The 9,085-nt window shown below is 74.3% G+C and carries 13 protein-coding genes; 7 read left to right on the top strand and 6 right to left on the bottom strand.

Annotated elements, in window-relative coordinates:
- The first annotated feature begins 128 nt into the window (after window positions 1–128).
- Window positions 129–713 (top strand): TerD family protein, encoded by a 585-nt coding sequence (locus AC0VYN_RS00620; protein WP_385459916.1) that lies wholly within the window; start codon window positions 129–131, stop codon window positions 711–713.
- Between the two features lie 133 nt (window positions 714–846).
- Here AC0VYN_RS00620 and AC0VYN_RS00615 read toward each other — a convergent pair whose 3' ends face one another.
- Window positions 847–1,233: a BlaI/MecI/CopY family transcriptional regulator gene (locus AC0VYN_RS00615; RefSeq protein WP_386919522.1), complete on the bottom strand. Its 387-nt coding sequence runs from the start codon at window positions 1,231–1,233 to the stop codon at window positions 847–849.
- A 163-nt stretch (window positions 1,234–1,396) separates the two neighbouring features.
- Between AC0VYN_RS00615 and AC0VYN_RS00610 the strand changes: the two genes are divergently transcribed.
- The 5 genes from AC0VYN_RS00610 to AC0VYN_RS00590 all read left to right on the top strand — a co-directional run bounded on the left by AC0VYN_RS00610 (window position 1,397) and on the right by AC0VYN_RS00590 (window position 5,251).
- Window positions 1,397–1,972: a TerD family protein gene (locus tag AC0VYN_RS00610; RefSeq protein ID WP_475537049.1), complete on the top strand. Its 576-nt coding sequence runs from the start codon at window positions 1,397–1,399 to the stop codon at window positions 1,970–1,972.
- A gap of 83 nt (window positions 1,973–2,055) precedes the next feature.
- Complete coding sequence (locus AC0VYN_RS00605) at window positions 2,056–2,319, top strand: GlsB/YeaQ/YmgE family stress response membrane protein (RefSeq protein WP_475534315.1); 264 nt, start codon at window positions 2,056–2,058, stop codon at window positions 2,317–2,319.
- A 399-nt stretch (window positions 2,320–2,718) separates the two neighbouring features.
- On the top strand, window positions 2,719–2,922 hold the full coding sequence (locus tag AC0VYN_RS00600; protein WP_475534314.1) for a cold-shock protein: 204 nt from the start codon (window positions 2,719–2,721) through the stop codon (window positions 2,920–2,922).
- Between the two features lie 258 nt (window positions 2,923–3,180).
- Window positions 3,181–4,788 carry a DEAD/DEAH box helicase gene (locus AC0VYN_RS00595; protein WP_475534313.1) on the top strand — a complete coding sequence of 536 codons (1,608 nt, stop codon included), beginning with the start codon at window positions 3,181–3,183 and terminating at the stop codon, window positions 4,786–4,788.
- Window positions 4,789–4,930: 142 nt separating this feature from the next.
- Window positions 4,931–5,251 carry an SCO5918 family protein gene (locus tag AC0VYN_RS00590; protein WP_475534312.1) on the top strand — a complete coding sequence of 107 codons (321 nt, stop codon included), beginning with the start codon at window positions 4,931–4,933 and terminating at the stop codon, window positions 5,249–5,251.
- A gap of 37 nt (window positions 5,252–5,288) precedes the next feature.
- On the opposite strand, the gene AC0VYN_RS00585 is transcribed toward AC0VYN_RS00590, so the two are convergent.
- From AC0VYN_RS00585 to AC0VYN_RS00565, 5 genes are all read right to left on the bottom strand, one after another.
- Window positions 5,289–5,651, bottom strand: a complete 363-nt coding sequence (locus tag AC0VYN_RS00585) for a DUF952 domain-containing protein (RefSeq protein WP_475534311.1) — start codon at window positions 5,649–5,651, stop codon at window positions 5,289–5,291.
- Between the two features lie 34 nt (window positions 5,652–5,685).
- Window positions 5,686–6,231: a hypothetical protein gene (locus AC0VYN_RS00580; protein ID WP_475534310.1), complete on the bottom strand. Its 546-nt coding sequence runs from the start codon at window positions 6,229–6,231 to the stop codon at window positions 5,686–5,688.
- A complete protein-coding gene (locus AC0VYN_RS00575) occupies window positions 6,215–6,706 on the bottom strand; it encodes an RNA polymerase sigma factor (RefSeq protein ID WP_385459901.1) in 492 nt (163 codons plus the stop codon). The genes AC0VYN_RS00580 and AC0VYN_RS00575 overlap by 17 nt, the downstream gene beginning before the upstream one ends.
- Window positions 6,707–6,770: 64 nt before the next feature.
- A complete protein-coding gene (locus tag AC0VYN_RS00570; RefSeq protein ID WP_475534309.1) occupies window positions 6,771–7,406 on the bottom strand; it encodes a class F sortase in 636 nt (211 codons plus the stop codon).
- A complete protein-coding gene (locus AC0VYN_RS00565; RefSeq protein WP_475534308.1) occupies window positions 7,403–7,828 on the bottom strand; it encodes a sortase-dependent protein in 426 nt (141 codons plus the stop codon). Before AC0VYN_RS00565 ends, AC0VYN_RS00570 begins: the two co-directional genes overlap by 4 nt.
- Before the next feature lie 228 nt (window positions 7,829–8,056).
- On the opposite strand from AC0VYN_RS00565, the gene AC0VYN_RS00560 reads away from it, so the two are divergent.
- Complete coding sequence (locus AC0VYN_RS00560; RefSeq protein WP_475534307.1) at window positions 8,057–9,085, top strand: NAD-dependent epimerase/dehydratase family protein; 1,029 nt, start codon at window positions 8,057–8,059, stop codon at window positions 9,083–9,085.

The raw sequence follows: 9,085 nt of genomic DNA, 5'->3' as shown, positions 1-9,085 counted from the left end.
TCCCGGCCGACGACCGCCCGGCCCGCCCGACGGCGGGCAGAACCGCGCGAGTCCGACCCGTCGTCCCGGAATCACCGGGTGCCAGGCAGACTTTGCGTAGTAGTTACCTGACGGAGGAGGACGCGCGCATGATCACGCTCACCAAGGAAGACGGCCCGGCGGACCTGGACGGAGTGACCCACCTGTCCATCGGCGTCTCCTGGGACCCGACCGCCGGAAGCAGCGGCGGAGTGCTCGGCAAGCTGCGCCGCAAGTCCGGCACCGACCTGGACCTGATCGCCATCGCCATGCAGGGCGGCGACCCGGTGCGCCTCGCCGGGATCGACTCGCTCGACCCGATGGGCAACGGTTCGCTGCTCCACAGCGGCGACAACCAGACGGGGCACGGGGACGGGGACGACGAGACGGTGACCGTCGAGTTCGCGCGGCTCCCGGCGGTGATCACGTCGATCGTGTTCGTCGCCGCCGCCTACAAGAAGGGCAGCTCCTTCCAGAAGGCCCGCAACGTCAGCTTCAAGGTCTACGACGCGACCGGCGGCAGCACCCAGCAGGTCGCCGACATCTGGCCCAGCATGCTCAGCCAGGACAACGGCTGCGCCGTGGCCAAGGCCGTGCGGGTCGGCGGTTCGTGGAAGCTGGAAGTGATCAACGAGACGGGGAAGATCAAGCAGGGGGACGAGCACGCCCTGATGCGTTTCGCCGTCAGCAAGTAGTGCCGGCGCGGCGGGCGTTGCCCTCGGGCGGGACGCGGCGGGGCGGATCCGGGGTGCGGGGGCCGCTGGAAGTGCCCGCGCCGGGGGCGCTCCCGCCCCGCCCGTCCGCCCGGCCCCGGGCGGACGGGCGACGTCAGTCCTCCTCCGCGGCCCGCGCGTCGCCCAGCAGGTCGCGCAGCAGCCGTTCGTCGGCCGGGTCGAGGCCCGTCACGAAGCTCGCCAGCACCGCCCCGCGGTCGCTCTCCGCGTCCAGCACCCCGCGCATCCGGCGCGCGGCCAGACCGGCCTGGTCCGCGGCAGGCGTCCAGGCGAAGGACCGGCCCGCGCGCTCCCGGCTCACCGCGCCCTTGTCCAGCAGGCGGGTCAGGATCGTGACCACCGTCGTGTAGGCCAGGTCCCCGCCCAGGCGCTCCTGCACCCAGCCGGCCGTCGCCGGACCCTCCGCCCCACGCAGCACCGAGAGCACCAGCGCCTCCAGCTCGCCCTGCCCCCGCCGCCGGGGACGCCGGTCATCCGCCACGCCCGCACTCCCTTCTCTCCGCCGCCGCCCGTTTCCCGGGCGGACATCGTATAGACGCCCCGGGCCGGGCGGACCGCCCGCCGGACATCTTCTACATTGCTGTAGATTCGAGACCGTGTCCGCGCCGTGGACCACGACCGCACTCACCGAGAAGGAGTACGCAGTGGGAGTTTCCCTGGCCAAGGGTGGCAACGTCTCGCTCAGCAAGGAGGCGCCGGGCCTGACCGCCGTCCTGGTCGGCCTCGGCTGGGACGTGCGCACCACGACCGGCACCGACTACGACCTCGACGCCTCCGCGCTGCTCCTGGACGCCTCGGGCCGGGTGCCCACGGACGGGCACTTCGTCTTCTACAACAATCTCACCAGCCCGGACGGATCGGTCGAGCACACCGGCGACAACCTCACCGGCGAGGGCGAGGGCGACGACGAGTGCGTCAAGGTGGACCTCGCCGCCGTCCCGGCCGGCATCGAGCGGATCGTCTTCCCGGTCTCCATCCACGACGCGGAGAACCGCGGCCAGAGCTTCGGCCAGGTCCGCAACGCCTTCATCCGGGTCGTCAACCAGGCCGGCAACCAGGAGATCGCCCGCTACGACCTCTCCGAGGACGCCTCCACCGAGACCGCGATGGTCTTCGGCGAGCTCTACCGCCACGGCACCGAGTGGAAGTTCCGCGCCGTCGGCCAGGGCTACGCCTCCGGGCTGGCCGGCATCGCCGCCGACTTCGGCGTCAACGTCTGACGGCGGGCGCCGCTCCCCGCCGGACTGCACGCGCTTCGAACGGGCATCCGTAAGGACGAGATAAATCCACCCGAGGGGCAAGCATGGAGATATCAGGCATCATCAGCGCCGTCGTGATCGGCATCGTCATCGGCGTCCTGGGCCGGCTCGTCGTTCCCGGACGTCAGCGCATCGGCATCCTGTGGACCATCGCGGTCGGCATCGTCGCCGCCCTCGTCGGATCGGCCCTCGCCGCGGCCTTCGGCGTCGCCGACACCAACGGCGTCGACTGGGTCGAGTGGCTCATCCAGATCGTCCTCGCGGCGCTCGGTGTCGCCGCCCTCGACCGGGCCAAGGCCCGCCGCTGACGGGCTCCGGTCCCTCTCGCGGCCGGTGTGCTCCTCGTCTCGGCACGGGACGGCGACGACGCCCGCGGCGTCTCCCGTGCCGGGACGGACACCGGTGCCCCGTGACGCCGTCGGCGGAGGTCAGGGCGCCGCGAGGGACGAGGACGCCGGTGGACCCTGCGTTCGGGGCGGAGCAATATCTGCGGCCATGACTGGAGAATTCGGCGTCATGCGCCAGGAATATTCCCCTCCCGGCCCTCCGGGGCGGGATTATCCCCGGCGCCCGGCCGATCACGGCGTGCTACTGTCGATGGAAGTTGCAGTAGTGGTTGCCTGAAGGTTTTTCCGACGGGGTGATCATCGCGGCGACCGGGGCGCGCACAGGGCGGGCTCCGAGCACCGTTTCCGAAGGAGATTCACATGGCTTCCGGTACCGTGAAGTGGTTCAACGCCGAAAAGGGCTTCGGCTTCATCGAGCAGGACGGCGGCGGCCCCGACGTGTTCGCCCACTACTCGAACATCAACGCCCAGGGCTTCCGCGAGCTGCTGGAAGGCCAGAAGGTGACGTTCGACGTGGCGCAGGGCCAGAAGGGCCCGACGGCCGAGAACATCGTTCCCGCCTGACGCTCACACACACTTCGCAGCTGGGGCCCGCACCTGAAGGGTGCGGGCCCCAGCTCGCGGCGTTTCAGGGCGTGAATCCGAATTCCCGCGATTTCCTCCGTCCCTGACCATTCCATTCTTTTCGATTCACCCGATTCTCCCGGTCCCACGGCCCACTCGCGCCGAATCCGACCGGGGCCGGCCCGTTCTTGCGATTCCCTGCGCTGCTCCACCGCTGCGGGACTCCCTCGATACGTGCCGTATCAAGGAAGGTTCCGCATGAACCGCACACGCACGAACACCCGATCCACCCGCACGCGCAACGGGGCCCCGGCCTCCGGCAAGGGCGGCGGCCGGTACTCCGAAGGGGCCGGGCGGTCCGGCGGCCCGCGCCGCTCCCAGGGCTCGTCCGGGCGCCGGCCGGCCGCTCCCCAGGGCGAGTTCGCGCTGCCGAAGACGATCACCCCGGCGCTGCCGGCCGTGGAGGCCTTCGCCGACCTCGCCATGCCGCCGGCCCTGCTGGCCGCGCTCGGCCGCGAGGGCGTGACCGAGCCGTTCCCGATCCAGGCGGCGACCCTGCCCAACTCGCTGGCCGGCCGTGACGTGCTCGGCCGCGGCCGTACCGGGTCGGGCAAGACCCTCGCCTTCGGCCTCGCCCTGCTGGCCCGTACGGCGGGACGCCGTGCCGAGCCGCGGCAGCCGCTCGCCCTCGTGCTCGTCCCCACCCGTGAACTCGCCCAGCAGGTCACCGACGCGCTCACCCCGTACGCCCGCGCCGTGGGACTGCGGTCGGCGACCGTCGTCGGCGGCATGTCGATCGGCAAGCAGGCCGGCGCCCTGCGGGCGGGGGCCGAGCTCCTCGTCGCGACGCCCGGACGCCTCAAGGACCTCATCGACCGGGGCGACTGCCGGCTGGACGACGTCGCCATCACCGTCCTGGACGAGGCCGACCAGATGACCGACATGGGCTTCATGCCCCAGGTCACCGCCCTGCTCGACCAGGTGCGCCCGGACGGGCAGCGGCTGCTCTTCTCCGCCACCCTCGACCGCAACGTCGACCGGCTGGTGAAGCGCTACCTGACGGACCCCGTGGTTCACTCCGTCGACCCGTCGGCCGGCGCGGTCACCACGATGGAGCACCACGTGCTGCACGTGCACGAGGCGGACAAGCACCGCACGACCACCGAGATCGCGGCGCGCGAAGGCCGGGTCATCATGTTCCTCGACACCAAGCACGCCGTGGACCGGCTGGTGAAGCACCTGCTGAGCAGCGGCGTCCGCGCGGCGGGTCTGCACGGCGGCAAGTCCCAGCCGCAGCGCACGCGGACCCTCTCCCAGTTCAAGGACGGACAGGTCACCGCGCTGGTGGCGACCAACGTGGCGGCCCGCGGCATCCACGTCGACAACCTGGATCTGGTCGTCAACGTCGACCCGCCCAGCGACCACAAGGACTACCTGCACCGGGGCGGCCGTACCGCCCGCGCGGGCGAGTCCGGCAGCGTCGTCACCCTGGTCACCCCCAACCAGCGGCGCGACTTCAGCCGGCTGATGGTGTCGGCCGGGATCACCCCGCAGATCACCCCCGTCCGGTCGGGCGAGGAGGAGCTGACCCGCATCACCGGCGCGCAGGCGCCGTCCGGCGTTCCCGTGGTCATCGCCGCGCCGGTCGTGGAGCGTCCCCGGCGCGCCGCGTCCGGGGGCTCCTCGTCCCGTGGCCGCCGTGGCCGCGGCGGCGGTGCGGGCCGCGGCGCGCAGGGGGGCGGCACCGGCCAGGGCCGCGCGGGGCAGGGCCGGTCCGTGCAGGGCGGCTCAGGCCAGGGGCGGCCCGCCGGCGACGCTCCCCGGCGCAGGCCGCGGCGGCAGTCGACCGGCGGCTCGGCGGCCTGAGTCCGGCAGCGCGACCGGGGCCCGGCACCGGGCCCCGCCGCGCGGCGCTCCCCCCACCCGGGGGCCCGCCCCGTCCGGCCGCACGGCCGCCACGAACGCCACACCCCCTCCCCGAATCCCCTCCGCTCCCCTGTGAGGCCTCATGCGCTGCGTCATCGCCCGGTACCCGTTCGACCTGACCAAGGACGGGGTGATCAGCTCGATGAAGGGCATCACCCCCGAGCCCATCACGGGTGAGTCCGTGACCATCGCCCGCCGCCGCTACCCCGTCAAGCAGGTGGGTGCGGTCATCACCCGCCAGGACCGCCGCGACTTCACCGGCGGCGAGGTCACCCGGGCCATGGCCCGGCTCGGCTTCACCTGCCACCCCGACCCGGCGGCCGTGCCCGCGCCCGCGCCCGCCGCCACCGCGGTGGAGACCGCGTCGGCACTGCTCGGCGGCGCCTCCGAGCAGGACGGCTGAGCGGCACCGGCACGCGGAACCGACGAGGGCCCCGGCGTCAGCCGGCGGCGGCCAGACCGGCCGCCCGGCCCTCGTCGTCCCACCTGACCTCCAGGATCCGCGCGACGGCGTCCCGGTCGACCGGGCCGAACACGTGCGGGAACAGGGTGCCCTCGGCCACCCCGGGCGGCGGAGCGGGAGCCGCCGCCTCCCACACGCACGGCACGGTGAGCCGCTCCTCGTCCACGACCAGGGCGAGCAGCGGCCGGGGAGCCGTGCGGTAGAAGGCGTCGACGACGGCGAGGGTCGTCGCCTCGTCAGGGGAGCAGTGGACGAACCCCTCCGCGGCGAGGGACGCGGGCGCGTACGGCCGGCCGGGATCGGCGTCCCAGTCGGCGAGCGGTACGACGTGATAGATCATCGTCCGATTGTCCCAGCGACACGCCCGCGACGGCTCACTCCGAGGGCGTGGCGGCGGTGCTCGGGCGGGCCGTCGGCGTCGCCCCGACGGGGGAGGAGGTCTCCGGTGCCGGCCGGCCCACGGCCGGTGACGTGCTCGGAGTGGCGAACGGCGCGGCGGGGACGGACGTACTGAGGACCGCCTGGCCCTGGCCCTGGGGCGGGGCGCCGGACGCGGACGGGGACGGCGTGGGCGCGGACGTCGGGGACGGGGACGTCGGGGACGGGGACGGGGACGACGACGGCGAGGGCACGGCCGGGGGCGGCGGGGCCAGCGGAACGGCCGGGCGGGCCGGCGGTGTCGGCTGCGTCCACTGGAGGGGCAGCGTGAACAGGGCGGCAGCGGCGGCACAGGTCGCGGCGGCCCCGGCGGCGGCGCGCAGCAGGCGGCGCCGGGACGCCGCCCGGCGGATCGCCTCGTAGCGGCCCGGCGGCGGGCCCAGGAAGTCCGGTCCCGGGCGCAGGACGACCAGCAGCGGATCGTGCGGATCGTCGTAGACGGACTCCGGACCGTCCGGATCGCCCTCAAAGCGTGTGGTCAAGGCTTCTCCTCAGATGGACGCGGAGCAGTTCGCGGGCCGCGTGGAGGTCGGCCTTGACGGTTCCTTCCTTGCGCCCGGTCAGCACGGACACCTCCCGGATCGGCATGTCAGCGTAGTAGTGGAGAAGGATCGGCACGCGCAGTCGCTCCGGCAGGGACTGCACGAGCAGGCGTACCGACGGATCGGCCTGCTGGTCGTGCGGGCGGACGGCGACCTCCGCGGTGACCCGGCGCACGGCCCGGCGCTCGCGCTCCAGCCTGCGCCAGTGGTCCCGGACGAGGTTGGCGGCGGTGACGTAGAGGAAACCGCGGGGCTCGTCCACGGACGTCCAGCGGGCCCACAGCCGGGTGAAGGCCTCGGAGGCGATCTCGTGGGCCGTCCCGTCGTCGTCGACGAGACGGCGGCACCAGCCGGCCAGGCGGGGGTAGAGGGCGGCGAACAGCTCGGACGCCGCCCTCTCACGGGACCGTTTCAACGCTCTCCATGGTCGTGTGGGGGGCAGGGGGAAGACGCCGGAGCGGACGTCCGCGTTCCCGTGGTCACGACGGCGCGGAGGCCGTCGGCGCGGTGGCGGTCAGCTCGGCGAAGGCGATGACGTTGTCCCGGTAGCCCTCGCCGTCGTGCGGGCCGCCGCACGTGATGAGCCGCAACTCCGGCCGGTCCACGTCCCCGTACACGTCCTGCGTGGGGAACTCCGCCTTCGCCACCGTCCGCAGGGACGTGACGGTGAACACCGCGACCGTGCCGTTCTCCAGGCGCGCCTCGATCCGGTCGCCCCGGCGCAGCCGCTCCAGGTGGCGGAAGACGCCGTCCCCGTGGGTGCCGACCGTGACGTGGCCGAGGACGACCGACGGCCCCACCTGTCCCGGCGTGGGCGAGTGCCGGTACCAGCCCGCACGGTCGTGGTCCGTGACGGGCGGCACCTGCACGGTGCCGTCCGGTTGCAGGCCCAGGGCCATCACCGGGGTGTCGACCCCGATGGCCGGGATGCGCAGGCCGACCGGGACCGACCGCTCCAGGGGCCGCGCCGGCCCGGCGTCGGACCGCGCGGGCGGCGCCGTACGCGCGGGCGGCGCGGTCGTCCCGGCTCCCTCGGACCCGGGCCCGCCGCCGCAGCCCACCAGCAGCGAGGCCAGGGCGAGGCCGGCCAGGGCGCGCCTGGAGAACGGGGTCATGCCCCGGTCGCCCGGCGGCGGCGCACGACGAATGCGACCGCGCCGCCCGCGGCGAGGAGCGTGCCGGCGCCCGCGCCGACGAGGGCACCGCCGCCCCCGGCGGACTCGGAGGCCGTCACCCCGGTGTCGGGCGCGCCCGCGGGCACGGCGGAGACCTGACCGCCGGCCGCCGGGCTGCTCGGCTCGGCGGCCGGGGCAGGGGAACTGACGGACGGCGTCGGCACCGGCGTCGACCCCTGGTTCGGCTCGGAACCCTCCGCCGGGGAACTGACGGACGGCACGGGCGTCGGCACCTGGCTCGGGGTGGCGGCCGCCGGGGGATTGCTGGGGGTCGCGGTCGGGCCGTCGGCGAACGCGGGGGCGGTGCTCGCCAGGACGGCGGTGCACGCGAGTGCCAGGGCACTGAGGATGGTGCGGCGCATCGGGTCGCTCTCTCTCTCTCTGCGGTCGGTCCGCCCGCCCGTGGTCGGTGGGCGGGAACGCGTGGTCGCGTGGTCGCGGATCGAGCGGAGAGACGAGGCGGCGGCGGAGTAGGTTGTAAAGAGATGGCAAAGTCGCCGGGACGCCGTTCCCGCACCCGCCTTGCGGACTCGTGACGTGCCGGGGCCCGGCACCGGGCACCGGCGGCCTCGCGGACCTAGCGTGGCCGTATGCGCGTACTGGTCACCGGCGGTGCCGGGTTCATCGGGTCCCACGTCGTGGAGGCCCTGCGGGCCCACGGGCACGAACCCGTCGGCTACGACGTCCGGGAGGACCCCCGGGCCGACGTGCGCGACCCGGAGGCCGTCGCCCGGGCGCTGGCCGGGGTGGACGCCGTGTGCCACCAGGCGGCGATGGTGGGACTGGGCGACGGATTCGCCGACGCGGCGGAGTACGTCTCGCGCAACGACCTGGGCACCGCCGTCCTGCTCACGGCCATGGCGGAGGCGGGCGTACGGCGGCTGGTCCTCGCCGGGTCCATGGTCGTGTACGGGGAGGGCCGGTACGCGTGCGGCCGGCACGGTGCGGTGCGGCCCGGGCCGCGCGCCGTCGCCGACCTGGACGCGGGCCGGTTCGAACCCGCGTGCCCGGTCTGCGGCGCGGACCTCTCCGCCGGACTGGTCGGTGAGGACACCCCGGCCGACCCGCGCAACGTGTACGCCACCACCAAGCTGGCCCAGGAACACCTGGCCGTCGCGTGGGCCCGGACGACCGGCGCGACGGCGGTGTCGCTGCGCTACCACAACGTGTACGGGCCGAGGATGCCCCGCGACACCCCCTACGCGGGTGTCGCGTCCTTCTTCCGCTCCGCGCTCGCCCGCGGCGAGGCCCCGCGCGTCTTCGAGGACGGCCGCCAGCGCCGTGACTTCGTGCACGTCCGGGACGTGGCGGCGGCGAACGTCTCGGCGCTGGAGGCCGATCCGCCGTCCGGGACGCTCACGGTCTACAACACCGGCAGCGGTACCCCGCACACGGTGGGCGAGATGGCGACCGCCCTGTCCGTCGCCCACGGCGGGCCCGAGCCCGTCGTCACCGGCGAGTACCGCCTCGGCGACGTACGCCACATCACCGCCGACTCCGCACGGCTGCGGGCGGAACTGGGCTGGCGGCCCCGAGTCGGGTTCGCGGAGGGAATGCGGGAGTTCGCGCGGGCGGACCTGCGCGGGGAGCGCCGCGATGTGTCCGATTCGGCTTCGTAG

Source organism: Streptomyces sp. 63XJN7_1_ISO-PGPR-S23-121, from assembly GCF_056173025.1.
Note: the sequence above shows the minus strand (reverse complement) of the source record. Positions and strands in the feature narration are given on the sequence as shown.

Coding starts and splice junctions, on each gene's coding strand:
- AC0VYN_RS00620 (WP_385459916.1), top strand. CDS start 129: ATGATCACGCTCACCAAGGAAGACGGCCCGGCGGACCTGGACGGAGTG.
- AC0VYN_RS00600 (WP_475534314.1), top strand. CDS start 2,719: ATGGCTTCCGGTACCGTGAAGTGGTTCAACGCCGAAAAGGGCTTCGGC.
- AC0VYN_RS00570 (WP_475534309.1), bottom strand. CDS start 7,406: ATGACCCCGTTCTCCAGGCGCGCCCTGGCCGGCCTCGCCCTGGCCTCG.
- AC0VYN_RS00585 (WP_475534311.1), bottom strand. CDS start 5,651: ATGATCTATCACGTCGTACCGCTCGCCGACTGGGACGCCGATCCCGGC.
- AC0VYN_RS00595 (WP_475534313.1), top strand. CDS start 3,181: ATGAACCGCACACGCACGAACACCCGATCCACCCGCACGCGCAACGGG.
- AC0VYN_RS00590 (WP_475534312.1), top strand. CDS start 4,931: ATGCGCTGCGTCATCGCCCGGTACCCGTTCGACCTGACCAAGGACGGG.
- AC0VYN_RS00605 (WP_475534315.1), top strand. CDS start 2,056: ATGGAGATATCAGGCATCATCAGCGCCGTCGTGATCGGCATCGTCATC.
- AC0VYN_RS00560 (WP_475534307.1), top strand. CDS start 8,057: ATGCGCGTACTGGTCACCGGCGGTGCCGGGTTCATCGGGTCCCACGTC.
- AC0VYN_RS00565 (WP_475534308.1), bottom strand. CDS start 7,828: ATGCGCCGCACCATCCTCAGTGCCCTGGCACTCGCGTGCACCGCCGTC.